At 63.0% G+C, this 26,582-nt stretch carries 27 protein-coding genes; 12 read left to right on the forward strand and 15 right to left on the reverse strand.

What is annotated here, in order from left to right; translation table 11 throughout:
- Window positions 1–28: 28 nt before the first annotated feature.
- From I7X09_RS08545 to I7X09_RS08560, 4 genes are read left to right on the forward strand one after another with little or no spacing between them, the layout of a single operon-like run.
- Window positions 29–685 carry a hypothetical protein gene (locus tag I7X09_RS08545; protein WP_234036852.1) on the forward strand — a complete coding sequence of 219 codons (657 nt, stop codon included), beginning with the start codon at window positions 29–31 and terminating at the stop codon, window positions 683–685.
- Window positions 678–1,238 carry a hypothetical protein gene (locus I7X09_RS08550; RefSeq protein ID WP_200316394.1) on the forward strand — a complete coding sequence of 187 codons (561 nt, stop codon included), beginning with the start codon at window positions 678–680 and terminating at the stop codon, window positions 1,236–1,238. The genes I7X09_RS08545 and I7X09_RS08550 overlap by 8 nt, the downstream gene beginning before the upstream one ends.
- A 12-nt stretch (window positions 1,239–1,250) precedes the next feature.
- On the forward strand, window positions 1,251–1,928 hold the full coding sequence (locus I7X09_RS08555) for a response regulator transcription factor (protein ID WP_095971270.1): 678 nt from the start codon (window positions 1,251–1,253) through the stop codon (window positions 1,926–1,928).
- Window positions 1,925–3,202: a sensor histidine kinase gene (locus tag I7X09_RS08560; protein WP_200316395.1), complete on the forward strand. Its 1,278-nt coding sequence runs from the start codon at window positions 1,925–1,927 to the stop codon at window positions 3,200–3,202. The genes I7X09_RS08555 and I7X09_RS08560 overlap by 4 nt, the downstream gene beginning before the upstream one ends.
- A 64-nt stretch (window positions 3,203–3,266) precedes the next feature.
- Here I7X09_RS08560 and I7X09_RS08565 read toward each other — a convergent pair whose 3' ends face one another.
- The 3 genes from I7X09_RS08565 to I7X09_RS08575 all read right to left on the reverse strand — a co-directional run bounded on the left by I7X09_RS08565 (window position 3,267) and on the right by I7X09_RS08575 (window position 7,432).
- Entirely contained in the window at window positions 3,267–4,982 is a 1,716-nt protein-coding gene (locus I7X09_RS08565; RefSeq protein ID WP_124567565.1) for a glycerol-3-phosphate dehydrogenase/oxidase, read from the reverse strand.
- Between the two features lie 48 nt (window positions 4,983–5,030).
- Window positions 5,031–6,539 (reverse strand): glycerol kinase GlpK, encoded by a 1,509-nt coding sequence (glpK, locus tag I7X09_RS08570; RefSeq protein ID WP_200316396.1) that lies wholly within the window; start codon window positions 6,537–6,539, stop codon window positions 5,031–5,033.
- Window positions 6,540–6,604: 65 nt separating this feature from the next.
- The gene (locus I7X09_RS08575; protein WP_124567820.1) at window positions 6,605–7,432 is read right to left on the reverse strand and encodes an MIP/aquaporin family protein; all 828 of its coding nucleotides are present in this window, start codon (window positions 7,430–7,432) and stop codon (window positions 6,605–6,607) included.
- A gap of 239 nt (window positions 7,433–7,671) precedes the next feature.
- Here I7X09_RS08575 and I7X09_RS08580 point away from each other — a divergent pair, with 239 nt between their 5' ends.
- On the forward strand, window positions 7,672–8,655 hold the full coding sequence (locus I7X09_RS08580; protein WP_200316397.1) for a sugar-binding transcriptional regulator: 984 nt from the start codon (window positions 7,672–7,674) through the stop codon (window positions 8,653–8,655).
- Here the strand turns inward: I7X09_RS08580 and I7X09_RS08585 are convergent.
- Window positions 8,590–9,393: a TetR/AcrR family transcriptional regulator gene (locus tag I7X09_RS08585; RefSeq protein ID WP_124567567.1), complete on the reverse strand. Its 804-nt coding sequence runs from the start codon at window positions 9,391–9,393 to the stop codon at window positions 8,590–8,592. The two genes, I7X09_RS08580 and I7X09_RS08585, sit on opposite strands and share 66 nt — an antisense overlap.
- A 93-nt stretch (window positions 9,394–9,486) precedes the next feature.
- Between I7X09_RS08585 and I7X09_RS08590 the strand changes: the two genes are divergently transcribed.
- Together I7X09_RS08590 and I7X09_RS08595 are read left to right on the forward strand one after the other, a co-directional pair.
- A complete protein-coding gene (locus I7X09_RS08590) occupies window positions 9,487–10,440 on the forward strand; it encodes an ATP-binding cassette domain-containing protein (RefSeq protein WP_200316398.1) in 954 nt (317 codons plus the stop codon).
- Window positions 10,437–11,198, forward strand: coding sequence for an ABC transporter permease (locus I7X09_RS08595; RefSeq protein WP_095971278.1), 762 nt, complete (start codon window positions 10,437–10,439; stop codon window positions 11,196–11,198). Before I7X09_RS08590 ends, I7X09_RS08595 begins: the two co-directional genes overlap by 4 nt.
- A 90-nt stretch (window positions 11,199–11,288) precedes the next feature.
- Here I7X09_RS08595 and I7X09_RS08600 read toward each other — a convergent pair whose 3' ends face one another.
- From I7X09_RS08600 to pdxH, 5 genes are all read right to left on the reverse strand, one after another.
- Entirely contained in the window at window positions 11,289–11,651 is a 363-nt protein-coding gene (locus I7X09_RS08600) for an FKBP-type peptidyl-prolyl cis-trans isomerase (protein WP_003940440.1), read from the reverse strand.
- Between the two features lie 37 nt (window positions 11,652–11,688).
- Window positions 11,689–12,987, reverse strand: coding sequence for a citrate synthase (locus tag I7X09_RS08605; protein ID WP_020908786.1), 1,299 nt, complete (start codon window positions 12,985–12,987; stop codon window positions 11,689–11,691).
- Between the two features lie 368 nt (window positions 12,988–13,355).
- Entirely contained in the window at window positions 13,356–14,303 is a 948-nt protein-coding gene (locus I7X09_RS08610; protein ID WP_124567568.1) for an aldose 1-epimerase family protein, read from the reverse strand.
- Window positions 14,304–14,344: 41 nt separating this feature from the next.
- A complete protein-coding gene (locus tag I7X09_RS08615; protein WP_095971281.1) occupies window positions 14,345–15,610 on the reverse strand; it encodes an MFS transporter in 1,266 nt (421 codons plus the stop codon).
- Window positions 15,607–16,320 carry a pyridoxamine 5'-phosphate oxidase gene (pdxH, locus tag I7X09_RS08620; RefSeq protein WP_200316399.1) on the reverse strand — a complete coding sequence of 238 codons (714 nt, stop codon included), beginning with the start codon at window positions 16,318–16,320 and terminating at the stop codon, window positions 15,607–15,609. The genes I7X09_RS08615 and pdxH overlap by 4 nt, the downstream gene beginning before the upstream one ends.
- Window positions 16,321–16,564: 244 nt before the next feature.
- Between pdxH and I7X09_RS08625 the strand changes: the two genes are divergently transcribed.
- From I7X09_RS08625 to I7X09_RS08640, 4 genes are all read left to right on the forward strand, one after another.
- The gene (locus tag I7X09_RS08625; RefSeq protein WP_003940025.1) at window positions 16,565–17,692 is read left to right on the forward strand and encodes a citrate synthase 2; all 1,128 of its coding nucleotides are present in this window, start codon (window positions 16,565–16,567) and stop codon (window positions 17,690–17,692) included.
- 63 nt (window positions 17,693–17,755) lie between these two features.
- Complete coding sequence (gene serC, locus I7X09_RS08630) at window positions 17,756–18,877, forward strand: phosphoserine transaminase (protein WP_007733484.1); 1,122 nt, start codon at window positions 17,756–17,758, stop codon at window positions 18,875–18,877.
- Window positions 18,878–19,074: 197 nt separating this feature from the next.
- Entirely contained in the window at window positions 19,075–19,980 is a 906-nt protein-coding gene (gene sepH, locus I7X09_RS08635; protein WP_200316400.1) for a septation protein SepH, read from the forward strand.
- A gap of 52 nt (window positions 19,981–20,032) precedes the next feature.
- Window positions 20,033–20,818: a DUF6928 family protein gene (locus tag I7X09_RS08640; protein WP_166809344.1), complete on the forward strand. Its 786-nt coding sequence runs from the start codon at window positions 20,033–20,035 to the stop codon at window positions 20,816–20,818.
- A gap of 20 nt (window positions 20,819–20,838) precedes the next feature.
- Here I7X09_RS08640 and I7X09_RS08645 read toward each other — a convergent pair whose 3' ends face one another.
- Genes I7X09_RS08645 through I7X09_RS08655 form a run of 3 tightly spaced genes read right to left on the reverse strand, consistent with a single transcriptional unit; the run spans window position 20,839 to window position 22,542 of the window.
- Window positions 20,839–21,099, reverse strand: coding sequence for a DUF2537 domain-containing protein (locus I7X09_RS08645; RefSeq protein WP_095968839.1), 261 nt, complete (start codon window positions 21,097–21,099; stop codon window positions 20,839–20,841).
- Window positions 21,096–21,902 (reverse strand): TrmH family RNA methyltransferase, encoded by an 807-nt coding sequence (locus I7X09_RS08650; RefSeq protein ID WP_200316401.1) that lies wholly within the window; start codon window positions 21,900–21,902, stop codon window positions 21,096–21,098. Before I7X09_RS08650 ends, I7X09_RS08645 begins: the two co-directional genes overlap by 4 nt.
- Before the next feature lie 49 nt (window positions 21,903–21,951).
- Window positions 21,952–22,542: a TetR/AcrR family transcriptional regulator gene (locus I7X09_RS08655; protein WP_234036853.1), complete on the reverse strand. Its 591-nt coding sequence runs from the start codon at window positions 22,540–22,542 to the stop codon at window positions 21,952–21,954.
- Window positions 22,543–22,612: 70 nt separating this feature from the next.
- On the opposite strand from I7X09_RS08655, the gene I7X09_RS08660 reads away from it, so the two are divergent.
- Window positions 22,613–23,161, forward strand: a complete 549-nt coding sequence (locus I7X09_RS08660) for a hypothetical protein (RefSeq protein ID WP_095968838.1) — start codon at window positions 22,613–22,615, stop codon at window positions 23,159–23,161.
- Here the strand turns inward: I7X09_RS08660 and I7X09_RS08665 are convergent.
- The 3 genes from I7X09_RS08665 to I7X09_RS08675 all read right to left on the reverse strand — a co-directional run bounded on the left by I7X09_RS08665 (window position 23,145) and on the right by I7X09_RS08675 (window position 26,511).
- Window positions 23,145–24,452, reverse strand: coding sequence for an MFS transporter (locus tag I7X09_RS08665; protein WP_200317741.1), 1,308 nt, complete (start codon window positions 24,450–24,452; stop codon window positions 23,145–23,147). The two genes, I7X09_RS08660 and I7X09_RS08665, sit on opposite strands and share 17 nt — an antisense overlap.
- A gap of 107 nt (window positions 24,453–24,559) precedes the next feature.
- Window positions 24,560–24,991 carry a MarR family winged helix-turn-helix transcriptional regulator gene (locus I7X09_RS08670; protein ID WP_003939901.1) on the reverse strand — a complete coding sequence of 144 codons (432 nt, stop codon included), beginning with the start codon at window positions 24,989–24,991 and terminating at the stop codon, window positions 24,560–24,562.
- A 65-nt stretch (window positions 24,992–25,056) separates the two neighbouring features.
- Entirely contained in the window at window positions 25,057–26,511 is a 1,455-nt protein-coding gene (locus I7X09_RS08675) for an NCS2 family permease (RefSeq protein WP_095968837.1), read from the reverse strand.
- Window positions 26,512–26,582 lie beyond the last annotated feature (71 nt).

Consider the following 26,582-nt stretch of genomic DNA (forward strand, 5'->3'; position numbering starts at 1 on the left):
ACAGTTCTCAGCGGCCGGGGAGGGGAAAGTGTTGTATCGGAATAAGATCTGCGGCGGTCGAGCAGGCCGCACTCGCAGGCTGTTCGGTACGGCGCTCGCGACAGCGGCCCTCGGAACTTCCGTGCTCACCGGATGCGGGTCCCCCCAGGGCGTTGTGATCGAAGGCGACGTCGCTTCCACCGGGTTGCCCGTCACGCAGCCCGCCGACCTGGCCAGACGGGTTGCCGAGAATTCGAGGTTGGGCCGTGCGCTTCTCGACGATCCTGGGGTGTCGGAGGGTGTGAAGACAGAACTCCGATCGTGCCCTGACTGGTATCCGATCTCGGTCGGATCCATCCTTCTCGACCCAGGCGCACCTCGTATCGTGCCGGAGACCGAGCTCGTCGTCATGAACGTGTATCCGTGCCAACCGGCCCACCAGCCCGGTACCGGAGTGTCGATTTCCGTCAACCTTGCCGGCTATGTGTACCGCAGCGGCAAGGCCGGTTCGAGTGAAGACAATCCTGAGCTGGGTGAGCGTCTGTTCTCTGTCGAAGAGCGCGGAAAGTTCATCGTCAGCGGTCAACGCGCCGCGAGTTTGTCGGTCCTGGAAACGGATCCGCGGCCACCCGAGTTCGAGTGTTGCCCGCGTCCGCCGCTGCGGACCGAGTTCCATTGGGACGGGATGGAGTTCGTCCGTGATTGATTCTCGTCGCGCGCTGCTCGCCGGTGTTTGCGTACCGCTCGTGATTGCTCTCGCCTCCTGTTCCACCGAACCCGAATCCGAACCTGCTCCGAATATCGCTGCATCACTCGACCCTTCGGATCTCTCGCAGGGCTTGAGCATCGATCCTGTTGCCCTCATCAGAGCAGACTCGGAGGTGTCCGATGTGGTCAAAGACAGCCTCCGACTGTGCGGTGATGCGAACGTCCCGTACGAAATCCGGTACTCCCACGTGACGGATGCCGTATGGCAGGATGCCGTCGTCAACGTCTTCACCTGCGACGCTGCCGGTATCTGGGGACGACCGGCCCCACCGGTCAGCTTCATGGTCGCCGGATTCGTCTACCAGATCGACGAATCGGGCGCTCACAAAGTCTTCGGAGTGCAAGACCCAGGACGCTACGTCGTCGGCTCAACCGGAGGATTGTCGGTCATGGTCGACCTGTGCAAAGACCCTGGCATTCCGGAGTTCTGTCAATCGTCGACTGCATACAAGTGGACCGGTGAAGGGTTTGAGAGTGTTCCGTTCCCATGAAAGCGAAGGCCGATGACCGATCCGTTGATTCTGCTGGTCGAAGACGACGCCGTCATTCGAGAAGCCACTCAATTGAATCTCGAACGCAACGGTTTTCGGGTGATCACCGCGTCCGGGGGGTTGACCGGAATGGAGCTGGCGGTCGACGCCAAGCCGGATATCGCCGTCCTGGACGTGATGCTTCCCGACCTGAACGGAATCAGCCTGTGCCGTCGTATTCGTGAGGAACTCTCGGTGCCGGTCATCATGCTTTCCGCGCGCGACGACCCGATCGACATCGTTCTCGGGTTGGAAGCCGGTGCCGACGACTACGTCACCAAACCGTTCGACAGTGGAGTCCTGGTGGCTCGTATCCGAAGTGTGCTCAGGCGGGTCGACACTCATTCCGGTGTGGAGAAGGACATCGTGACTCTCGGTGATCTGGAGATCGATCGCGAGTTGGTGACGGTCACGCGTTCGGGCGCCGAAGTGGCACTGACCCCCACCGAGATGAAACTGCTCCTCGTCATGGTGAGTGTGCCGCGCAAAGTCTGGTCCCGCTCCGAACTGCTCTCGGACGTCTGGGATTACGACTGGGGCGGCGACACCCGCATCGTCGACGTGCACGTTCAGCGATTGCGCACGAAGATCGGCTCCGAACAGATCCGAACCGTCCGGGGATTCGGGTACACGATGGACAACCATCGGTGAGATCGCGGGACCTCGCGGCCAAGCTCCCGTCCACCGGCAGGCGGTTGTCGTTTCAGTGGAAGATCGCTGCAGCTATCACGTTCGTGATCGCCGTCGCGTCGATCACGCTCAGTACCGTGATGCATCAAACCTTTTCACACAACCAGGAGGACGCAGCGCGGGCAGCAGCTGATCGCAATCTCCAACTGGTGCTGCAGGACGAAACCGGCAGCATGCGTGCGCTGTTCCGCGCCACCACCGATGGTCTCGACGTTCCGGAAGAGTTGCGTCAGGCCGTGGCCGGCGGCAAACGTGCCACCTACCTTGTCGACAGCGGTGACCAACCATTTGTCTGGGCTGCAGCCGACGTCAACACCCAGGTGGTTGCGATTCGCGTCCCGTACACCGCGCAGCGGGAATCGATCGCCAGCGTCGATCGAACTCTCCGCAACGCCACCGTCGCGGTGATCGCAGCGGGCGCCGTCCTGGGCGTACTGCTTGGGCTCGCGATGTCGTATCGACTGCGCTCGGCCGCCCGCGCGGCCCGCAAAGTGTCCACCGGAGCGGACATCCGCGTCCGCTCGGTCACTTGGTCACTCTTCGACGACGAGATCACAGAGCTGGCAGACGCGGTCGACGCGATGTCGGATGCGTTGCGAGGACAACTCGACGCCGAAAAGCGCGTGACAGCCAACATCGCACACGATCTCAGGACGCCCATCTCCGGACTGGTCGGCGCCGCCGAGCTTCTGCCGCCAGGTAGACCTACCGAATTGGTGCGCGACGGCGTCCACAAACTCAGAAGGCTCGCCGAGGATGTCATCGAGGTGGCTCGTCTCGACACCACGTCCGAACAGGCAGACATCCAATCGGTGGAACTCGCACAGGTGGTGCGTCACGCGATCTCCATCACCGAGGTCGAGTGTGAAGTGAGTGTTCACGGCACCCCTGTGTCCTACACAGACGCACGTCGGCTCGAGCGGATCATCGCCAACCTGATCTTGAATGCTCGCAATCACGGAAAGTCGCCGATCGGAGTCGACGTCGACCACTCCCGTATCACGGTGCGAGACCAGGGCAACGGGTTCACCCAGGAATGGCTTCGTCAGGGGCCGAGGAGGTTTCAGACCGATTGCGTCGAACGTGGCTCGAACTCGGGCTTGGGCCTCGGCTTGACGATCGTAGTAGGGCAAGCCGCGGTCATCGGCGCTCGAATCGACTTCTCGAACCATCCGAACGGCGGCGCTGTGGTGACGATCGACCTCCCGGAGTGCTCGTCAGACGAGTTCGATTGACACCGAGGCAGTTCGGCCGAACGGCCGGGACGCAGCGTCCCGGCCGATCAGTGGTGTCCCAGACTCAAACCTGTCCGACAGTGACTCCGGTGCGGACGTCCGGCGCACCCAGGCGCGCCGCATCAGCCGTCAGGTCGTCGGGTTGCTCCTGCGATTCCCGCTCGGCGGCCACACGCAACCGGTAGTGCTCGATCTCCTCCGCGATGTGCTCGGGAGTCCAACCCAGCACCGGTGCAACCAGTTCGGCTACTTCCGCGGCTGCCGCGTCGCCGCGGTCGTTCACCTCGATGGAGATGCGGGTACGACGGGTGAGGATGTCGTCGAGATGCTGAGCACCCTCGTGGCTCGCGGCGTAGTGAATCTCCGCCTTGAGGTACTCGGGGGCGGAGTCCAACGGCTGCCCCAGTTCCGGCCTCGCCTCGATGAGTTCGAACAACTCGTCGGCCAAAGTGCCGTACCGACCGAGTAGGTGCTCGATCGTCGAGACGTGGAGCCCGGTGCGCTCAGCTGTGAGGTGCCGATTGTTGTGCGCGGCAAAGTAACCGTCGGCACCCACCAGTTGGATACGCTCGGTGCAGGACTTCGGCACCTTCTGCTCGAGTCCGTGCACCGCGGAATCGACTGCGTCCTTGGCCATCACGCGGTAGGTCGTGTACTTGCCACCGGCAACCACCGTCAAACCTCGCACCGGACTGGACACCGCGTGTTCACGGGAGAGAGTGCTGGTCGAGTCCGATTCGCCGAACAGCAACGGACGCAGTCCCGCGTACACACCGACGACGTCGTCGTGCGTCAACTCGTCCTGGAGCAGCTTGTTGACATGACCGAGGATGTAGTCGATATCGCTTCGGCTCGCTGCCGGATGCGCGAGGTCGAGATTCCAGTCGGTGTCCGTGGTACCGATGATCCAGTGGCTTCCCCACGGGATCACGAAGAGCAGGCTCTTCTCGGTGCGCGTGATGATCCCGGTCGAGGAATTGATCCGGTTGCGCGGGACGACCAGGTGCACACCCTTGGAGGCGCGGACCTGGAATTGCCCTCGCCCACCGACCATTTCCTGAATCTCGTCAGTCCACACACCGGCGGCGTTGATGACCTGGCGAGCACGGATCTCGAAGGCACGCCCCGTTTCCAGATCCACTGCCTTCACTCCGACGACGCGGTCCTCCTCGCGGAGAAAGCCGATTACGCGGGTGCTGTTGACGCACAGCGCGCCGTACTCGGCGGCCGTGCGCGCCAGCATCATCGTGTGGCGGGCGTCATCTACCTGACCCTCGTAGAACTTGACCGAACCCCGGATAGCAGAACGCTTTCCGGACGGGAACGATTCGAGTGTCTTCTTCTTGCCCACATGCTTGTGGTGTGAGGGAACCCCGCGGCCGGCGCCCATCACGTCGTAGACGCCGATGCCCAGACCGACGTACGGTCGGTCGATCAACTTCTCGAGCGGGTAGATGAACGGCACCGGCTTCGCGAGATGCGGGCACAGCGAGTTCAGAACCAGCGACCGCTCACGCAGTGCCTCGAAAACGAGCGCAAAATTGAACTGCTCGAGGTAACGAAGTCCACCGTGGAACAACTTGCTCGACCTGCTCGAGGTTCCGGACGCGAAATCGCGAGCCTCCACCAAGCCCACCTTCAGACCGCGAGTTGCGGCGTCGAGTGCGCTACCCGCGCCGACCACGCCACCGCCGATGACCAGGACGTCGAGTTCGGTTTCTTCCAACTTCTTCAGCGACTCCGCCCGCGATGACGGACTCAATGCTTGTGCTGTGCTCATGAAAACTGTTCCTTCACTTGAAAATAGGTAGAAATGCGGGCGCCGCGATCAGTCTGCGTCGACCCAGTCGAGTGTTCGAGTGACCGCTTTCTGCCAGCCGGCGTACAGCCGCTCGCGCTCGGTCGAATCCATCGACGGCGTCCAGCTCTTGTCCTTCGCCCAGTTGCTGCGGATGTCGTCCTCGCTCTCCCAGTACCCCACGGCCAGACCAGCGGCGTACGCAGCACCCAAAGCCGTGGTCTCGGCCACGACAGGGCGGATCACCTCGACGTCGAGCAGATCGGCCTGGAACTGCATGAGGAGTTCGTTCGCTACCATTCCGCCGTCGACCTTGAGTACTTTCAGGTCGACACCCGAGTCGAGGTTCATCGCCTCGATCACCTCACGGCTCTGGTACGCAGTGGCTTCGAGCACCGCCCGGGCAAGGTGCCCCTTGTTCACGAACCGGGTCAGGCCGACGATCGCCCCGCGTGCATCCGCGCGCCAGTGCGGTGCGAACAGACCCGAGAACGCGGGCACGAAGTACGCGCCGCCGTTGTCCTCCACGGAGCGTGCGTTCACCTCGATGTCGGCCGCGTTGTCGATCATGCCGAGGTTGTCCCGAAGCCACTGGACCAGCGAACCGGTCACGGCGATCGATCCTTCCAACGCGTACACCGTTGGCTGTTCGCCGATCTTGTAACAGACGGTCGTCAACAATCCGTTCTTGCTCATCACCTTTTCGGTGCCGGTGTTGAGCAGGACGAAGTTGCCGGTTCCGTAGGTGTTCTTCGCTTCGCCTGGAGAGAGGCAGGCCTGGCCGAAGGTTGCCGCCTGCTGATCGCCGAGGATTCCGGCGATCGGTACACCGGACAGCGTGCCACGTTCACGAACGAATCCGAAGACCTCGGAGGAGCTGCGAATCTCGGGAAGCATGGACTCCGGAATCCCCATATCAGCGCAGATCGCCGAATCCCAAGCGAGAGTGTCGAGATCCATCAGCAGAGTACGTGAGGCGTTGGTCGGATCGGTGGCATGCACTCCGCCTTGGACACCGCCGGTCATGTTCCACAACACCCAGGTATCCATCGTGCCGAAGCACAACTCGCCAGCTTCGGCTTTGTCGCGAGCGCCCTCGACGTTGTCGAGAATCCATTTGACCTTGGGACCCGAGAAGTACGTCGCCAACGGCAATCCGGTGACTTCGGTGTACTTCTTCGGCCCGTCCTCGCCCGCGAGTGCAGTACAGATTCGATCGGTGCGTGTGTCCTGCCAGACGATCGCGTTGTAAACGGGCTTCCCCGTAGCGCGCTCCCAGACCACTGCCGTCTCACGCTGATTGGTGATTCCGACGGACGCGATGTCGGCTGCGGTCAGGTCGGCATTCGCCAGCGCGCCGGCCGTGACGTTGCGGACGTTGTCCCAGATCTCGATCGGATCGTGTTCGACCCAACCCGCTTGCGGGAAGATCTGCGAGTGCTCATGCTGTTCGACGGCAACTACGTGCCCACTGTGATCGAAGATCATGCATCGAGTGGAGGTGGTTCCCTGGTCTATCGCGGCTACGAACTGCGCCATCGTGCTACCCCTTATGGTGTCGAAGAAAGTGCGAGAGATTTACTGTCAGAGATGATGATTCGCCATCACGCCGCGATAGTGGCCTGTTCCTCGGGCGCCTTCTCCACCGAGTCGTCAGGCAGGAATCGTCCAACCAGCTTGTCGTAGAGGAACACCCCGATCGGAGCGCCGATCAGCGGTCCCACGATGGGCACCCAGAAATACAAACTCCCGTACTGATCCCGCCAGGCGCTGCCGTAGCCGGTGAGATACGACGCCAGTCGCGGACCGAAGTCACGGGCCGGATTGATGGCGTAACCCGCGTTGGTCGCCCAGGCGAATCCGATTCCCACCACGATCAGTCCGACGACAAACGGTGCGAGATTCGCGAGCGGCGGAGTGCCGCGAGAATCCGTCACGGCAACGATGAGGAAGAGCAGGATCGCCGTGCCGATGATCTGATCGATCAGTGCCGAGCCGAGGCTGACCGGGAGCGTTCCGTTTCCGGGCATCGTCGAGAAGATCGTCTGAGTCGCCGTGGTGTGTCCGGGATCGATGGCATTGAGCATGTCGTTGTAATTCCACCGGACGATCAGGGCCGCGACAAAGGCTCCAGCGGTCTGTGCCAGCGTGTAAGGCAATACCTTGCGCCAGGAGAAGTCACGGAAGATCGCGAAGGCAAAGGTCACTGCGGGGTTCAGATGAGCACCCGTCGCCCGGCCTGCGACATAGATGCCGAACATGACGCCGAGTCCCCAGGCCCACGCGATACTGTCGTGTCCGCCGAGACCCCCACCGCTCCCGCCGGACACAACCTGCGCTACAACTCCGACGCCGAACAAGATCAGGATCATCGTTCCGGCGAACTCGGCTGCCAACTCGCCTGGGAGCCCTAATCGCTTGGCTTTCTCCATCCCCACCCTCACTTCGTTGTGATGCATGTCATAGTTTGGATTGCTGCACCCGTAGCGTAATTCCCTTTGCACATTCACGCATAGCTCGTGCACATATGTGCAAATGCCCCATTTGCGCACCGTAACGCGGGTAACAGACAGACTTCTGGGACTTTGCGTGATCGAGCGCCTCAACCTGGTTCTACTCGGATAAGATTCGGTTCAGTGCTCTTGCACGTACGTGCAGACAGGACGAACCCATGGAAACTCCCACTTCCGACTCCGTTACCTCCGATCCGGCGGACCCGCGCATCGCCGACGCAGTTCAGGCCGCACGTCTCTACTACTTCCAAGATCAGACGATGGCTGCCATCGGCCGCGACATGGGAGTGTCCCGATCCACCGTCTCCCGATTGATCACCTACGCACGCACCTCAGGTCTCGTCGAGATCAAGATCAGCACCCCGCACGGCCAGGCTCCACGCATCGAACGCGAGTTCTCGGAAAGGTACGGAGTGCGCGCCCACGTGGTGACCGTCCCGGAACTGGTGGGAGATCTCGAGCGACTCGAGAAGGTCGCGACTTTCGCCGGGCGCCTGTTGGCATCGTTCTTCGACAGCGACATGGTGATGGGGATCGCCTGGGGAACCACTCTCAGCGAAGTCAGCAAGCACCTTGCCCCCAAACGCACGTACAACTCGTATGTCGTCCAACTCAACGGCGCCGCGAATACTCGTACCACGGGAATCTCCTATGCCAGCGACATCATCAGAACGATCGCCGACGCCTACGGCGGTCTGCCACAAGGATTTCCGGTGCCCGCCTTCTTCGACTACCCGGAAACCCGGGAGCAACTGTGGCGCGAACGCAGCATCAAACGCGTACTGGACATGCAGAAGCGAATGGATCTGGCAGTCTTCAGTATCGGCGTCCCGGGCGGCAATGTGCCGAGTCACGTCTACACCGCCGGCTACCTCGAACCCGATGAAGCAGAGGCACTTCGACGCGACGGAGTGGTCGGGGACATCGCAACCGTGTTCTTCCGGTCGGACGGGAGCTACCGCGGAATCGAACTCAACGAGCGCGCGAGCGGCCCGCGACTGGACCTTTTCGAGAAGGTCGCCAGGCGCGTGTGCATCGTCGCCGGAACAGCAAAACTGCCCGCGTTGGAGGGAGCCCTACGGGGTGGGTTGATCACCGACCTGATCATCGACGACGTCAGTGCCACCGCGCTGGTGTCCTGACCGCTGCACCAACTTCTCGACTCCGTCGAGCAGCAGGCCGAGCGAGAAACCGAAATCGAAAGCGTCGTCGCCGGCGGCCTCGCCCTCCGGACTGCCGTCCTCGAAGCCGCCCTCGTCAATTGCAGCGCTGAGGTAGGGAAAGTCCTCGCGATTGATCACTCGTGCGATGAGGGCGCCGTAAGCCACGTCGTCGTCTGCCGACTGTGCCGATCGCGACGCAAGGTCGGCCGAGAATCGAGCACGACCGATCACGAACAACGACACGTTGGTCACCACTTGGAACTTCGACGCGGCGCTCAGCGCGACACCGTCAAGCGCGCTCAGACCCGCGTCGAGCCACGCCATGTTGTTGGGTCCGGTCGGCGGAGCGGTAATGGGTAGCTTGAGCCACCACGGACGACTCAGCATCGTGGCGTATTCGTGATTCGCCCACGCTTCGAGCTTGACGCGCCATGACACTCCGTCGGGAATTACCGGCGGTGGACCGATCACCCGATCCGAAATCAGTTCGATCAGTTCGTCTTTGCTCGCCACGTAGCGGTAGAGCGACATCGTCGTGAACCCGAGCGCTTTGGCCACGCGGCCCATCGACAGAGCCGTCACACCTTCCGCGTCGGCCAACTCGATCGCGGTGTCGAGAATGTGCTCGAGACTGAGCCCCTTCTTGGGACCCCGCGTTCCCGGCTGGTCCAGTCCCCAGGCCAGCTCGACTGCTCTCGGTAGCGCTCCGCGATCCATAAGCTCCCACTCTTCACTCTTGCCATCATCCTAGAACTGTGTACGCTATAAACACACGTTTATGCCATACACAGTTCTTCATTGGAGGTCTCGATGTCAGGAACGATCCCCGCAATCTCGGTCCGCGGACTCCGTAAGCGATACGGCGATCAACAGGTACTGGACGGACTCGATCTGTCCGTCCCGGCCGGATCGGTATACGCCCTCCTCGGCGCGAACGGCGCCGGAAAGACCACGGCCGTAAGAATTCTCACGACCCTCATCCCCTTCGATGCCGGCGAGGTCACGGTCGCGGGGCATTCGCTCCCTGACGATCCACAGAACGTCCGCCGACGCATCAGCGTCACCGGGCAATACGCGGCCGTCGACACACTGTTGACCGGCTCCGAGAACCTGACTCTCCTGGGCGAGCTGAATCACCTGGGCCGGAGGAGGTCTCGACGACGTGCCGACGAACTTCTCGACCAGTTCCACCTGACGGACTTCGGTGACAAGCGAGCGGGCGACTATTCGGGCGGCATGCTCAGACGACTCGACATCGCGATGAGCCTCGTCGCGAAACCGGACATCGTCTTTCTCGACGAACCCACCACCGGCTTGGACCCGCGAAGCCGCCACGAAATGTGGTCGATAGTTCGTGACCTCACGGCGTCGGGTGTCACGATCTTCCTCACCACCCAATACCTCGACGAGGCGGACGAACTGGCCGACACCGTAGGCGTTCTCAGCGATGGGCGTCTGGTCGCCGAGGGAACACCGGAAGAGCTCAAACGTCTCGTTCCCGGTGGCCACGTCGCGCTGCAATTCGAGAATCTGACCCAACTCGACCTCGCCGCGGCATCACTACCGCAGGCACACGCGAATGCCGAGACCTTGACCTTGCACATACCCTCCGACGGCGCGGTTCCGTCGATCAAAGCCATCCTCGACTCGATCGACGATCCGTCGATCACCGTCGAGAAGTTCTCTGTTCACACCCCAGACCTGGACGACGTGTTCTTCGCGCTCACCGGATCAGGCCAACCCGAGATTGCGAGCGTTCGATGACCTCCACCATTGCAGTCGATTCCGCGGTGATGCTCCGCCGGAATCTCAAACACGTTCTGCGCAGTCCAGATTCGATGATCACCGCGATAGCCCTTCCGGTCATGCTCATGCTGCTGTTCGTCTACGTATTCGGCGGCGCCATCAACACCGGTAGCGAGTACATCGACTACGTCGTGCCCGGAATCATCCTTCTGTGCGCCGGTTTCGGTGCCTCGACCACCGCGGTCAGCGTCTCGAGCGACATGAAGGACGGGATCATCGACCGTTTCCGGACCCTGGCGATCTCTCCGTCGTCGGTCCTGACAGGTCATGTACTGGCCAGCGTCGTCCGCAACGTACTGACTACGGCGATCGTGGTCGTCGTTGCGCTGATCATGGGATTTCGCCCGACAAGCGATCCGCTGCGCTGGCTCGGCGTCACCGCTGTGATCGTCGCCTTCGTCTTTGCCATGTCATACCTCTCGACGGCTTTGGGACTCTTGGCCCAGAACCCGGAGGCTGCAAGCGGATTCACCTTCGCCATCATGTTCCTGCCCTACGTCAGCACTGCCTTCGTGCCGGCCGAGACCATGCCGTCCTGGCTGCAGGGGTTTGCCCGGCACCAACCCGTGACCCCGATCATCGAGACAGTGCGCGGACTCCTGATGGGCACGCCGATCGGAAACAGTGCCGTCACCGCGCTCGCGTGGTGCCTGGGCATCGCCGCCGTGGGATTCGTGTGGTCGAACTGGCTTTACCGACGAAAGACCGCTAGCTGACCACACAAGAAAGCCCCACGCCTGACGGTGCGGGGCTCTTTTGCTGTGCGCCTTTATTAACCGCGGGGGTTAATAAAGGCGCACAGTGAATTACTTGGCGTCCAGCAGATCGATCACGAAGACCAAGGTCTTGCCGGAAAGCTGGTGCCCTGCACCGGCGGGGCCGTAAGCCAGCTCCGGCGGAATGGTGAGCTGGCGACGTCCGCCGACCTTCATGCCGGGAATGCCGTCCTGCCAACCCTTGATCAGGCCACGAAGCGGGAACTGAATGGACTCGCCGCGGCTCCAGGAAGAGTCGAACTCTTCACCGGACTCGAACTCGACACCGACGTAGTGAACGTCGACGGTGCCACCGGGAACGGCTTCGGCGCCTTCTCCGACGACCAGGTCCTTGATGACCAGATCGGTCGGCGCGGGGCCTTCCTGGAACTCGATTACGGGCTTGCTACTCATGGGTCCTCCTCGTTGAGGCGAAAATTGTGGGCAGGGGCTAGCGGGTGGTGATATCCCGATAGTCACGCTCGGTGTAGCCGGTGTAGATCTGGCGCGGGCGGCCGATCTTCGTAGCCGGATCCTCGTGCATTTCACGCCAGTGCGCAATCCAGCCTGGCAGACGGCCCATGGCGAACAGCACGGTGAACATGCGCGGCGGGAAGCCCATCGCGCGGTAGATGAGGCCGGTGTAGAAGTCGACGTTCGGGTAGAGCTTGCGCTCGATGAAGTAGTCGTCCGTGAGGGCGGCCTCTTCGAGTTGCATTGCGATGTTGAGCAGTTCGTCGTCGCCGCCGAGCTTGGCGAGGATGGTGTGCGCGGTTTCGCGGACCAGCGCAGCGCGCGGATCATAGTTGCGGTAGACGCGGTGCCCGAAGCCCATGAGCTTCACGCCGTCTTCCTTGTTCTTGACCTTGCGGACGAACTCGGCCGCGGTGCTGCCGCTGGCCTTGATCTCGTCGAGCATCTCGAGCACTGCCTGGTTCGCGCCGCCGTGCAGCGGGCCCCACAGTGCGTTGATGCCGGCAGAGACGGAGGTGAACAGGTTGGCGTCCGACGAGCCGACCATACGCACGGTCGACGTGGAGCAGTTCTGCTCGTGGTCGGCGTGCAGGATCAGCAGCATGTCGAGCGCCTTGGCGACCTCGGGATCACCCTGGTAAGGCTCGGCCGGGAAGCCGAACGTCATACGCATGAAGTTCTCGACCAGGTTCAAGGAGTTGTCCGGGTACAGGAACGGCTGACCCACGGACTTCTTGTACGCGTACGCCGCGATGGTCGGCAGCTTCGCGAGAAGACGGATGGTGGACAGCTCCACCTGCTCCGGGTCCTCGGGATCGAGCGAATCCTGGTAGTACGCCGACAGTGCGTTCACTGCGGACGAGAGAACCGGCATCGGGTGAGCGTTGCGCGGGAACCCGTCGAAGAACCGCTTGAGGTCCTCGTGGAGCAGGGTGTGTCGACGGATGCGGTCCGTGAAGGACTCGAGCTGGGCGTCGGTCGGCAGTTCGCCGTAGATCAGCAGGTAGCTGACCTCGATGAACGTCGACTTACCTGCCAACTGCTCGATGGGGTATCCGCGGTAACGCAGGATTCCCTTCTCACCGTCGATGTAAGTGATTGCAGAACTGGTGGATGCAGTGTTCACAAAACCGGGGTCAAGGGTGGTGTACCCCGTTGTGGCCAGCAGCTTTCCCAGCTCGATGCCGTCATTGCCCTCTGTTGCCCTGGCAATGGACATCGTGTACTCACCACCGGGGTAAGTAAGCGTGGGCTTTGTGTCATTGTCAGCGGGCACGAAGGATCCCTCTCAAGCTCGAACCAACGAGTAACTACATGCGATCAACTAGAAACTAGTCGCACGGGAGAGATCGTGCCGAAGGAGGGTCGCCCCACGGCTATTTTTCGGGCACTCACGAACCCGACATACCCACCTAAACTGAAACACGTTTCAGCTCGAGTTTTCTCGCTTGTGTGACTAGAAGATTCAGTCTACGGAATCGCCGATCGACCGCGCTGATCTGCAGGCTTCGGCCCAGATCCGCGACAACGGCGAATGCCCGCCCTTTCGCCGACTCCTGCGTCAGTGACACACGATACGAAAAACAGGTGGGTATCGACCGATACCTACTGGGCGTTACACGATCTCACACTATGAGAGCCGGATCACAAAGCTTTGATACCCCAGCTACCCGTCCACGTCTGCCCCGGATGGAGCACCAGGAGATCGATGCCCGAATTGAAGGCGTCAGGCGGGCAGGTCATCGGCTCCAAAGCCAATGCGCGGCCGCGGTCGGGATACCCCTTGTCGTTGGCGGGATCTGCGATGAAAGCCTGAATCCATGGGAACTCGCGGTTGGTCCACAGGGCAGTGCCCGTTCCATCCGGCGCGAGCAATTCGTGCTGCGTGCGACCACTGCCGTCGACGACGTCCAACGCGCTGTACGGAGTGTCCAACTGAACCCCGGCAAGCAGTCTCGGTGTCCGGAAGTCGTAGTCCGTACCGGCGACTGCCTGCGAATAGGCGTTCGGCAGCATCCTCGCCGGATCGATCGGCAACCGCGTGCCCGCTGCCAGATGCAGAGCACATTCGTCGAGCGGAAAGTCGCCGGCGCGAATGAAGGTGTGCATTCCGAGCCCGAACGGCGACGAGGTCGCCCCCTTGTTGGTGGCCGTGTGAGTGACGGTCAATCCGTCGGCACCGACCTCATAGGCGATCGTCAGCTGCAACGGATAGGGCCAACCCTTGTGAAGTCCCACGTCCACCGACAGTTCGACGCGCTCGTACGTGTGGTCCACGAGGCTCCAATTGCGACGCCGGACGAACCCGTGGCTCGCGTTCCCCAGCGCAGGTTCGGTGATCTCGAGTTGATGCTCGATCCCGTCGAACATGAAGTGCCCGTCGCGAATTCGGTTGGGCCACGGCGCGAGAACCAATCCGGCCGACAGTGGTGGCTTCGATCCGAGTGCCCAGGTCTCGGTCAGCGCACGCCGACCGTGGGGACCCTCGTGATCGAGAAGCCGCAACCCGGCACCGGCCGCGGCGATCTCGGCGCGATAGCCGCCACCCCGGATCTCGAACCCTCCCCTACCCGTGCTGTGCGGCGCAGTCATACGTACCAGTTTCCACCACGAGCGACTGGTTAACCAGGACGTCAGACGGCGCGTCCCACCTTGTAGCGAACGAACGCCGGAAACGCGAGGGCAGAAAGGACAACACCGACGATCACCAGGAAGCCGCCGCCCGCTGCCGCGACACCGGTCCCGAACAAGAAGGCCGCACCCCCGTGCAGTACGTCACCGATACGCGGACCACCTGCCACGACCACGATGAACACGCCCTGCAGTCGTCCGCGCATGTCGTCGGTTGCCACTTGCTGAAGCATCGTGCTGCGGAATGCGGCCGAGACCATGTCGACCGCGCCGCCGAATGCCAGGAACGCCACAGCGATCCACAGCAGAATCACACTGGAACCAGGGCTCGCAAAGTACACGGCAACGCCGAAGCCGACCATCGACAGCCCCCACAGCGCGATGCAGACCAGCACGGCCCGCCCCTGGTACTGAACCCGCGGCAACCAGCCCGAGAAGACTCCGCCCAGAACGGCTCCCACCGACATCGCCGCGAACAGCAGTCCGAGCGCAAAACCACCGCTGGCGGGGTCGCCGAAGGATTCGTGTGCGATCTCCGGGAACAGTGCTCGCGACATCCCGAACACCATCGCGATGATGTCCACCACGAACGACGCGAGCAGAACCTTCTGTGTCGCGAGATACGTGAAACCGCCCAGGACCTCGCTCAATCCTGCCCGTCGAGACGTGCCGGTCGGCGGAATCGCCGGGAGCTTCCATACCGCCCACAGTGTGGCGAGAAGAAAGATCGAGTCGAGCAGGTACAGCAGTTGCAGACCGGCCGACGGTATGAGGACACCAGCCAGTAGCGGGCCGGCTATCGCACCGAACTGCACGACAGTCATGTTCAGCGAGTTCGCGGCAGGCAACTGCCTGCCCGGAATCAACCGAGGGATGATCGCCGCTCGCGTCGGCTGGTTCACCGCGAAGAACGCCTGTTGAACCGAGAACAGGCCGAGCACCAACCACACGTTGTTCACGTTCAAGGCTGCCTGGATCCAGAACAGCACCGACGTGACACCGAGTCCGATCGAGGTGATCATCAACAGCCGTCGTCGATCCATGACGTCGGCCAGTGCGCCGCCCCACAGACCGAAAACGACCAGCGGGACCAGACCGAAGATTCCCGTCAGACCGACGTAGGCCGAGCTTCGGGTGATCTCGTACACCTGTTGCGGTACGGCGACCACGCTGAGTTGAGCGCCGATAACGGTGACGATGCCGGCCGTCCACAGCCGTCGATAGTCGCGATTCTCGAGCGGAGTCGTGTCCGCGAGTAGCCGGCTCACGGCTGGAGACGGACGGCGGACCACTGTCCGTCGACCAGGCTCGTGCGAACTCGATTGTGCATGCGGTTCGCGCGTCCTTGCCAGAACTCGACGGACTCGGGCCGGATCAGGATCCCGCCCCAGTTCCGTGGCACCGGAATCTCGCCGTCCACGCCGAATCGGGCAGCGACCTCACGCAGTTGCTCGTCGAGATCGGCACGCGAGTCGATCGGACGAGACTGCGACGACGCCCATGCGCCGAGCTGCGAACCTCGAGGCCGGGTTCGCCAATACTCTTGCGTCAGTTGAGCACTCACCCGCTCGGTGGTGCCGCGGACGATCACCTGCCTGGCAAGGGTCAGCCACGTGAAGTTGGCCGACGCGTACGGGTGGGCGGCAAGGTGACGAGCCTTGTCGGATCCGTAGTTGGTGAAGAAGAGGACGCCGTCCTCGCTGAGCCCTTTGCAGAGCACGGTCCGCGACGCCGGACGGCCACCCTCGTCCACCGTCGACAGAGTCATGGCGTTGGGCTCCGGAGCGTCCGCTTCGACGGCGTCCACGAGCCATTGACGCATGAGGGGCAGCCAACCGGTCTCGACGACCGAAGTATCCAATTCCGCACTCATGCGGTCCTCGACGGACTCCGATTCGCTGCCTGCTTGCGGATAGCCCACACGCATGGCCGCGAGTTCGTTGTCCACCGCCTGCGGGTCCTGACGTTCATTCGACACAGCCGAGAACGCTACTCCCGGGTACTCACTGGCCAACGGCTACGCGGCACGCGCTAAAGTTTGCCGTGGCTAGACCCGACCCGGACCGCGAGCCGCACCAGCGACAGCACCGAATCGGGACGAGACGATTGCGCAGTACAAAACACGGTGCGTGCTCATCCCTGCGAGCACCGAGGCGCAGTCACTGAAGCTGAGGCAGTGCGACTGTAGACCTGGCGCACTCGAACGAGGAGAGTCCACGAGAATGGCAGCGAGCGCAGCAATACCGGACGATTTTGTGAGCGGACTCGAAGGCGTCGTCGCCTTCACCAGCGATATCGCAGAACCCGACAAGGACGGCGGCGCACTGCGCTACCGCGGAGTCGACATCGAAGACCTGGTCGGCCAGAGGGTCACCTTCGGCAACGTATGGGCCCTTCTCGTCGACGGACGCTTCGGCCCCGGCCTCCCGCCGGCCGAGCCGTTCCCCCTCCCCATTCACACCGGCGACGTCCGAGTCGACGTCCAGGCCGGACTGGCGATGCTGGCCCCCATCTGGGGTTACCAGCCGCTCCTCGACATAGATGACGAGACCGCCCGCGACCAGCTCGCCCGCGCATCCGTCATGGCACTGTCGTACGTCGCGCAGTCCGCTCGCGGCATCTACCAGCCTGCAGTCCCCCAGAGCCGTATCGACGAGGCCAAGACGGTCACCGAGCGCTTCATGGTGCGCTGGAAGGGTGAGCCCGATCCGGCACACGTCGAGGCAATCGACGCGTACTGGGTCTCGGCAGCCGAGCACGGCATGAACGCCTCCACCTTCACGGCCCGCGTCATCGCCTCCACCGGCGCCGACGTCGCGGCTTCGCTTTCCGGCGCCATCGGCGCGATGTCCGGCCCGCTGCACGGCGGCGCACCGGCCCGCGTTCTTCCGATGATCGAAGAGACCGAGAAGACCGGCGACGCCCGCGCACTGGTCAAGGGAATCCTCGACCGCAAGGAAAAGCTCATGGGCTTCGGACACCGCGTCTACCGCGCCGAAGATCCCCGTGCACGCGTGCTCCGCGCCACCGCGAAGCGCCTCAACGCTCCCCGCTACGAGGCAGCCGCAGCTCTCGAGCAGGCTGCACTGGCAGAACTGCGTGAGCGTCGTCCCGATCGCGCGATCGAGACCAACGTCGAGTTCTGGGCCGCCGTCATCCTCGACTTCGCCGAGGTTCCCGCGCACATGATGCCCGCCATGTTCACCTGTGGTCGCACCGCCGGCTGGTGTGCACACATCCTCGAGCAGAAGCGTCTCGGTAAACTGGTACGCCCGGCCGCCATCTACACCGGCCCGGCGCCCCGTACTCCGGAGTCGGTCGAGGGCTGGGACCAGATCAGCCACGCGTAGTACCCCGCTCGAATTCGCCAATCACGGTAGTACAGAACACAAGTGAAGGAACAGAAAGAAGCGATGACCTCCACACCGATCATCCCCGCCGACCTCAAGCCCGCCGACGGACGCTTCGGCTGCGGTCCTTCCAAGGTTCGCCCCGAGCAGCTGCAGTCCCTGGTCGAGGTGGGCGCTTCGGTGTTCGGCACCAGCCATCGCCAGAAGCCGGTCAAGAACGTTGTTGCCAGCATTCGGTCCGGCCTCGCCGATCTGTTCTCACTGCCCGAGGGCTACGAGGTCGTCCTCGGTAACGGCGGAACCACTGCGTTCTGGGATGCGGCTGCATTCGGCCTCATCCGCGAGAAGTCGCTGCACCTGACCAACGGCGAATTCAGCTCCAAGTTCGCTTCGGTGGCCAAGGCCAACCCGTTCATCGGTGACCCGATCGTCGTTTCCGCCGATCCGGGCAGCGCGCCGGTGCCGGTCTCCGACCCGTCCGTCGATCTCATCGGCTGGGCGCACAACGAGACCTCCACCGGTGTGTCGATTCCTGTCTCCCGCCCCGCGGGTTCGGAGAACGCCCTGATCGCCATCGACGCCACCTCGGGCGCCGGTGGACTTCCGGTCAACGTCGCAGATTCCGACGTCTACTACTTCGCTCCGCAGAAGTGCTTCGCTGCTGACGGCGGACTGTGGATCGCACTGATGAGCCCGGCCGCCCTCGAGCGCGTCGCGGAGATCAAGGATTCGGGTCGCTGGACGCCTGACTTCCTCTCGCTGCCCATCGCCGTGGACAACAGCTCCAAGGACCAGACGTACAACACCCCGGCCTTGGCCACCCTGCTGCTCTTCGCCAACCAGATCGAATGGATGAACAGCAACGGCGGCCTCGACTGGACCACCGCTCGCACCGCGGATTCGTCCTCGCGCCTGTACAACTGGGCCGAGGCCAGCGAGTTCGCCACGCCGTTCGTCGCTGATCCGGCACACCGCTCGCAGGTTGTCGGCACCATCGACTTCAACGACGACGTCGACGCTGCCGAGGTGGCAAAGATCCTGCGCGCCAACGGAATCGTCGACACCGAGCCGTACCGCAAGCTCGGCCGCAACCAGCTGCGCGTCGGCATGTTCCCCGCAATCGATCCCGATGACGTCACCGCTCTCACCAAGAGCATCGACTGGGTCGTTTCTCAGCTCGGCTGATTTTCGCATTGCTTCACCGCTCGGCCCCCGACATGACGTCGGGGGCCGAGCGTCGTTTGCCAGGCCTTGTGAGCTACCACACCGGTGGTCGGATCCGAGGTCATCTCGCCCTGCGTGTCCTGCCGAGTCCATGGTCACGAATGAATTACAGTTGAGCGCGGCGCAAAGTCGCGAGCCGGCGCGATAAGGAGGTCAATGTGCGAGAGCTTCGAGTGATCGGACTTGAACCCGATGGATCGCATGTGGTGTGCGCAGATGCTGAAACCGGCCAGAAATTCCGGCTTCCCGCCGATGACAAACTTCGTGCAGCTTCCCGCGGAGACGTGGCTCGACTCGGCCAGATTGAGATCGAAATGGAAAGCCAACTCCGTCCCCGCGAAATTCAGGCGCGCATCCGTTCCGGCGCTTCCGTAGAGCAGGTCGCCGAAGAAGCGAAGATCCCCATCAGCAAGGTCGAGCGCTTTGCGTACCCCGTCCTTCTCGAGCGTTCCCGCGCCGCGGAGATGGCCCAGGGCGGACATCCGGTCCGCGACAACGGTCCGACGGTCCCCACCCTCTCCGAAATCGTGACTCACGCATTCCGCGCCCGCGGCCACAGCATCGACGAGGCCACCTGGGATGCCTGGCGCGACGAGGACAATCAGTGGGTCGCCCAATTGCAGTGGCAGGCCGGCCGCACCACCAACGCCGCGCACTGGCGCTACCAGCCCGACGCGCACGGCGGAACGATCGTCGCACTCGACGACGCGGCATTCGACTTGATCGATCCCGACTTCGGTCGCCCGCTCCGCGGCCTGGTACCGGTGGCATCGAGCGAGCCCGAACAACTCGAACTGTCCCGATTCGACGTCGAACCGGTGGCGGAGATCGAGCCCGAGCCCGCAGTGGTCCCCGAGCGGACGGTAGTGGCGGAACGGATCGTGGCGCCCGAACCGATTGCTGTCGAGCCGGAAACCGTCGTCGCCGAAGAGGTTCCCGAGCCTGCACCGGATGTGACCCCGAAAACCGCTCCGCAGCAGACGCAGACCAAGGACAAGCGCGGACGGCCTGCTCTGCCCTCGTGGGACGACGTACTCCTCGGGGTCCGCAGCAGCGGTCGCTGACCCGAAGGAAAGTATTCTTCTTTCGAGCGAGGCTGAGGAGAGAGGGCTGCCGGTGGCTGCACGGGTATCGACGATCTGGTTTCTGGGCGGCGCAGACGCTCGCACCGAATTGAGCAAGTACCCACAGCCTGATCAGACCGAGGCGCTGAAAATCGCCATGTCGCTGTACCCGGACAAGGAGTTCGAGTCGCTCGGGCCTCAGCCGCTGTCCATCGCCGCGACGGTGAGCCCCGGGTACGTCTTCGTCGGCGCGTACGGCCGAGTGAGTGTCGTCTGCAGCTCCGAACTCAGCACCTTCGTCCCCTCGAAACTGCCTGAGTCCTGGCGCCTTTCAGCCGAGGGTGGCTCGACGCTGTTGATCAGCTCCGTCCCCGAAACCGCGCAGGGTTCGTTTGCGCTGTGGGAGGACGGCGAGCTACGACGCTCGTTCAGTGCCATCCCGATCGACATCGTCGAAAATCTGGGGATCCCGCAGACCTGGGAACGGGAATTCTGGGCCGGCAACCATCCCCTGCGTTACCCGCCCGGGATCCTGCCCGATCCGCAGTCACTTCCGTTCCACCCACAACAGTTCGCGGAGTCTGCCAACCTCGAGTGGCTGGGATTTCGATACACCGGCGCGCCGCGAGAGCACGAACTCGACACGACGCAGATTCTCCTGTGGGGCTTCAAGATTCATCGCCCCGGCGAGGCACCCAAACCTGCGCCCCCAGCTCCCGCACCGGTACCCGAGCAGGCGCCGACAGGGGTGCCCATGCCCGAGAACCTGCCGCCGATCCACGACGCACCGGTGGCCAAGCCGCGCGGCCGCCTCGCTCGGTACTTCGGGTTCAAGTAGCGCGAACCGGCATCACACGGTCACGCGGCTATCGCTGCGATCCATCCGAGCGGAACTCCGGCCGCTGCCCCGAAGACCACCCATCGCCAGACGGGAATCGCTCGCCAGCGCCACACGGTCGGCGCAAGTCCGCCTACCGCAATGAGATTGACGACGACTGCCAGGAGCACGTTCACGTCGCCGAGCGCGATGCAGAACGCCGCGACGGCGCTGGTCGAGAGCATCGCGGCGAATACCGACACCGCGATTCCGGTGAACCAGGGCGTGCGGTCAGAAGTCACCGGCCGGTCCTGACACGTTCGTAGAAGGCCATCGCCGCTGCGGTCGCGACATTGAGTGAATCGGTGCCTGGCGCCATCGGTATCTTGGCGCGAATGTCGGTGGCCCGCATCGCATGTTCGGTCAGACCTGGCCCCTCGGCGCCCAGCAGTAGCGCCACCTTCTCCCCGGTCATCGCTTCGGCCAAAGTGACCGCTTCCAGATTCGGAGTCAAGGAAATGAGCTGAAAACCGTTGCCACGCAGCTCATCCAAATCGTGTGGCCACTTTGCCACATGCGCGAATGGCACTCGCAGCACGTGCCCCATCGACACACGGACCGACCGCCGGTACAGCGGGTCGGCACAACCCTTCCCGAACAGAACTGCATCGACACCGAGCCCCGCCGCGTTGCGGAACATCGAACCGAGATTCTCGTGATCGTTGACGCCTTCGAGGACCACTACGGTCTTCGCGTCCTTCAACACGTCCGAAACTGCGAGCGGCGCCGGGCGTGCTGCTGCAGCGAGGACGCCACGGTTGAGGTGAAATCCGACGACCTCGGCCATCACTTCCGCGCTCGTACGGTAGAACGGCACGTCCACACCGTCGAGATCGTCAGCGAGCTCCAGGAGCCGTCGTTCGACGCCGAGGAGACTGATCGGCTCGAACCGCGAGGTCAGCAGTCGCTGGGTGACGAATACTCCCTCGGCGATGACCAGCCCCTTGCCCTCCGGCAGGTCAGGGCGCCGATCCGAGGAGTTGAGATCGCGAAAGTCATCCAGCCGGGGGTCGGCGGGATCTGAGATGTCGATGACGTGAACCACGGGTCTATCGTGCCGTACGCACCGCGAGCCCCCCACCACTACTCCCGACCTAGCGCAACAGCGTGACGAAATGCGCGTCGAGCACCTGGCTGATCACCTCTGGATTGGTTCGCTCGGGATTGTCGACGCCGTGCGACGCGAGCCCGTCGGCGAGCGCATGCAATCTCATCGCCTCGATGTCGACCGAGGCACCCGGCCGTAGAAATCCCGCTTCAAACGCTGCGTCGACGAACGAACGAAAGTGCCCGAACAAGGTCCGATCCGTCTCGTCACGCACTGCCGTCAACGCCGAATCGGTTTGAGCGGCAGCAGCAAAAGCCTCCCAGACCTGCATTTCTTCTCGCCGGTCTTCGTCGAGGGGAACGAACTGATCGGTGAACTGACGCATGGCGCGGCGGATGTCGGGATCGAAGTCGATGCCGGCAATCCTTTCCTCCACCCGGACGGTCACGAGCGTCATCGCGAACAGCAAGAGTTCGGACTGCGTCGCGAAGAAGTGACGTAGCGACCCCGTCGACATCTGTGCCTCGTCGGCCACGGCGCGGACGCTGGCGCTTGCGACACCGTCGCGTCGGATCACACGCCACACGGCCTCGGCGATCTCTTCACGCCGCTCATCCGGACTGCTACGTTTCACCACTTCACAAAACTAACACAGCTGTGCTAGTTTTCAAGCACTAACACAGTCGTACTAGAAATGAGCTGATGTCATGATCGTCCACCTGATCATCGCGTGCGAAATCATGTTCTGGGTGTTCATCGCCGCAGGTCTCGCCGCCCGCTATCTGCTGCGCCGCAAGACTCTGGGCGCCGCACTGCTCATCTGCGCACCCCTGGTCGACGTCGTGCTGCTCGTCGCCACGGCCCTCGATCTCCGGGGCGGCGGCGAGGCGAACTTCACCCACGGACTTGCTGCGGCCTACATAGGCTTCTCCGTAGCATTCGGACACAGCCTCATCTCCTGGGCCGACGCCAGGTTCGCCTACCGATTCGCCGGCGGCCCGGCACCGGTGGCGCCACCCAGGTACGGGAGCGCGCGAGCACTGCGCGAATGGCGCGAGTTCGGCAAAGCTGCGATCGCCTGGGCCATCGCGTGCGGACTTCTCGGCGCGGCCATCTTCCTCGTCGACGACCCCGCCCGTACGGGTGCGCTCGACGGATGGATCAGCAAGCTGACAGTGGTGCTCGCGATCTGGGGAGCAATCGCCCTGAGCTACACGGTGTTTCCCAAGCGTGAGAAGGTCACGGCGCGCGGCTAGCCTCGACTGCCTGTTCGGTCGCGTCGCACACGATCACCGGACGCAGGACGAAAACCGGCAATCTGCCACCGTCTTCCGGTCGCGAAAGACGAAGTTTCAGTCCTTCGCTACGTAACAGGTACACCCCGGCCGCTGTGCCCGAGACGAGCGAGATCACTCCACCCACGATCAAAGGCGCACGGGGATCCACGGAGTCGGCCAGCCAGCCCAGCAGCGGACTTCCCAGCGGTGTGCCACCGAGGAAACTGAGCATGTAGATACCCATCACGCGCCCACGCATCTCGGAAGGCACCGACATCTGCAGGATGTTCATCGCGGACGTCGTGAACGTCAACGTCAGTGCGCCCGTGGGAATCAACATCAGCGCCACCAGCGCGTAGGTGGGCATCAATCCCACCGCGACCTCGAACACACCGAAAGCCACGGCGGCACCGAGGAACGTCCGCAGTCGCGGCGCTTCCTTCCGTCTTGCGGCATACGCAGCGCCGGCGAGGGTTCCCACGGCAAGCGTCGTGGACAGCAGTCCGTAACCGTCGGCCTCGAGACCGAACGTGTTGCGCGCCATCACCGCAAGGCTGATCGCGAAGTTCAAACCGAACGTCGAGACCATGAAGACGGACACCATGATCACGCGAAGGTCCTTGCGGCCCCACACGTATCGGAACCCGTCGCGCACCTGTCCCTTGGTACGCGGGGCCGGTTCGGACGGGATCAACTCCTTCTTGTTCATCAGGTACAGCGCGATGAGCACCCCACCGAACGTCGCGACGTTGAGCAGGAACACCCACCCGGTACCGATCAGGTTGATCAAAACACCCGAGATGGCCGGTCCGACGATGCGGGCCGTGTTGAACGTCATGGAGTTGAGCGCGATTGCGTTGGACAGGTGTTCCTTGCCCACCATTTCGATAGTGAACGACTGACGCACCGGAGCGTCGAGCGCCGAGACACAGCCGAGGGCAAAGGCAATCAGGAAGACGTGCCACAACGCGACGAGCCCACCGACGTCCAACACACCCAACACCAGCGCGCACACCGCACTCGCCCACTGGGTGAAGATCAGGATGCGACGCTTGTCGTACCGATCGGCCAGCACACCGCCCCACACCGACAGGAACAGCGTCGGGCCGAACTGCAAGGCCATCACGATGCCCACCGCCAGCGCGTTGCCGTCCGAGAGCGTCAGTACCAGCCAGTCCTGGGCGATACGTTGCATCCACGTGCCGACCAGAGAAACGATCTGTCCGGAAGCCCAAAGGCGGTAGTTACGGTTGTGGAGCGCGGCAAACATGCCGGAATCGGGGTCTCGGGGCACCCCACCATCTTGCCCCTCGAGTAATTCGTTCGGGCAACGACCTCTGTGTAGCGGAGCTACGCAACAACTACTCGGTCGCGGAGCTACTCCGTCTTGTTGACCATCTCCGTGATGATCTCGACGGCCCCGCGCAGCGTCGCGAGTTCTTCGCCGCCCAGCCCTGCCAACTGCTCGTTCATCCACGCCTCACGCGCATGGGTCTCGTCCGCGAGCAACGCCTGCCCGGCGTCGGAGAGATTCACGATGATCTGACGACCGTCCGTGGGATGCGGCGAGCGCTCGACCAGACCGAGCTCGGCGAGAGAAGCAACAACACGCGTCATCGACGGCGGCTGAACTTTCTCACGTGCTGCGAGTACGCCAGGAGTCATCGGGCCGTACTGATCCAGGCTGGCCAAAGCCGACAGTTGCGTCAGCGATACCTGAGCGTCGACTCTGCGGCCGCGCAGATGCCTGGTGAGACGCACTACAGCCAGGGAAAGATCGCTGGCCAGCGCACGAGTTTCGGTGGTCACGCGTCAGACAATACGTCAAGAGCTGACCGGTAGCTCACGTAATCGAATACCGGTCAACCCTGATTTCACGTAAGGGCGTCGGTAATGGGTCCGACAGTGAAGTAGGCCACAAAAAGTGCCGCCACGATCCAGAGCAACGGGTGGATCTTCTTGATACCACCGCTGGCAGCGTGCAGGACCACCCATGAAATGAAGCCGACGCCGATGCCGTTGGCGATCGAGTAGGTGAACGGCATGACGATCATGGTCAAGAACGCCGGGAGCGCCACCGAGAACTTGGTGAAATCGATGTCTCGGACCTGTCCGATCATCAGCGCACCGACGACGACCAGAGCGGGTGCAGCTGCCTCGATCGGCACGACGGAGTAGAGCGGCGTCAGGAACATCGCGACGAGGAAGAGCAGTCCGGTGACGACATTTGCCAGGCCCGTGCGGGCACCTTCGGCGATACCCGACGCGGATTCCACGAACACGGTGTTCGACGACGCCGAAGCGCCACCGCCGACGATCGCGCCCGCGCCTTCGACGACAAGCGCGCGGCCGACGTTGGGGAGGTTTCCGTCTTTGTCGGTCAGGCCGGCTTCCTTACCGAGGCCGGTCATCGTGCCCATTGCGTCGAAGAAGTTCGCGAGTACGAGGGTGAAGACCAACAGGCTGGCGGCCAGAACACCGATGCGTGTGAATGCGCCGAAGATGCTGACGTCGCCGACCAGGCTCAGATCAGGCATACCGCCGAGCATGTCCGGGATTGCGGGGATGCTGAGGTTCCAGCCCTTGGGGTTGGTTCCGAGCGAGGGTCCGACGTCGGCCACTGCCTCGATGATCGCGGCGAGGATCGTCGTGACGACGATGCCGATCAGCAGTCCACCACGAACCTTGCGCACGACCAGAACACCCATGAGCAGCACACCGAAGATGAACACCACGGTCGGCCACGACGCGATGGAGCCGTTGATTCCGAGTCCGACGGGAACCGTCGTACCGGCAGCATCGGGGATGCGGCGGACGAACCCGGCGTCGACGAGCCCGATGAAGGCGATGAACATGCCGATACCGGCCGCGATCGCGGACTTCAAAGCCGAGGGAATCGCGTTGAACACCGCAGTCCGGAAACCGGTGAGCGCCAACAGAACGATGATCACACCGTCGATGACCACCAGGCCCATCGCCTCGGGCCAGGTGACCTGCGGTGCGATGGTGACCGCGAGCAGGCTGTTGATGCCGAGACCCGCGGCGATCGCAAACGGATAGTTGGCAACGACACCGAAGACGATGCTCATCAGGCCGGCCACCAGAGCGGTGACCGCAGCCACCTGGTTGACCGGAAGGATGTTGCCGAGAACGTCGGTCTTCGCCGCAGCGTCTTCAGCCGAGAAACTGCCGAGGATGAGAGGGTTGAGGACCACGATGTAGGCCATCGCCACGAAGGTGACGACACCGCCGCGAATCTCGGTCGAGATCGTCGACCCTCGTTCGCTGATCTTGAAATAGGTGTCGAGGATCTTGCCGGGTGCCGCCATGTTTGTTCTTTCCCCATCGCTGTAGGTCGCCGTGTGCCGGCGCACATGAAGCCGGTCGCACTAGGGAGAGT

This window comes from Rhodococcus sp. P-2 (assembly GCF_016598535.1).
GTDB classification, from domain to species: domain Bacteria; phylum Actinomycetota; class Actinomycetes; order Mycobacteriales; family Mycobacteriaceae; genus Rhodococcus_F; species Rhodococcus_F baikonurensis.

Coding starts and splice junctions, on each gene's coding strand:
- I7X09_RS08555 (WP_095971270.1), top strand. CDS start 1,251: ATGACCGATCCGTTGATTCTGCTGGTCGAAGACGACGCCGTCATTCGA.
- I7X09_RS08565 (WP_124567565.1), bottom strand. CDS start 4,982: ATGAGCACAGCACAAGCATTGAGTCCGTCATCGCGGGCGGAGTCGCTG.
- glpK (WP_200316396.1), bottom strand. CDS start 6,539: ATGGCGCAGTTCGTAGCCGCGATAGACCAGGGAACCACCTCCACTCGA.
- I7X09_RS08575 (WP_124567820.1), bottom strand. CDS start 7,432: ATGGAGAAAGCCAAGCGATTAGGGCTCCCAGGCGAGTTGGCAGCCGAG.
- I7X09_RS08580 (WP_200316397.1), top strand. CDS start 7,672: ATGGAAACTCCCACTTCCGACTCCGTTACCTCCGATCCGGCGGACCCG.
- I7X09_RS08585 (WP_124567567.1), bottom strand. CDS start 9,393: ATGGATCGCGGAGCGCTACCGAGAGCAGTCGAGCTGGCCTGGGGACTG.
- I7X09_RS08590 (WP_200316398.1), top strand. CDS start 9,487: ATGTCAGGAACGATCCCCGCAATCTCGGTCCGCGGACTCCGTAAGCGA.
- I7X09_RS08595 (WP_095971278.1), top strand. CDS start 10,437: ATGACCTCCACCATTGCAGTCGATTCCGCGGTGATGCTCCGCCGGAAT.
- I7X09_RS08600 (WP_003940440.1), bottom strand. CDS start 11,651: ATGAGTAGCAAGCCCGTAATCGAGTTCCAGGAAGGCCCCGCGCCGACC.
- I7X09_RS08610 (WP_124567568.1), bottom strand. CDS start 14,303: ATGACTGCGCCGCACAGCACGGGTAGGGGAGGGTTCGAGATCCGGGGT.
- I7X09_RS08625 (WP_003940025.1), top strand. CDS start 16,565: ATGGCAGCGAGCGCAGCAATACCGGACGATTTTGTGAGCGGACTCGAA.
- serC (WP_007733484.1), top strand. CDS start 17,756: ATGACCTCCACACCGATCATCCCCGCCGACCTCAAGCCCGCCGACGGA.
- I7X09_RS08660 (WP_095968838.1), top strand. CDS start 22,613: ATGATCGTCCACCTGATCATCGCGTGCGAAATCATGTTCTGGGTGTTC.
- I7X09_RS08665 (WP_200317741.1), bottom strand. CDS start 24,452: ATGTTTGCCGCGCTCCACAACCGTAACTACCGCCTTTGGGCTTCCGGA.
- I7X09_RS08675 (WP_095968837.1), bottom strand. CDS start 26,511: ATGGCGGCACCCGGCAAGATCCTCGACACCTATTTCAAGATCAGCGAA.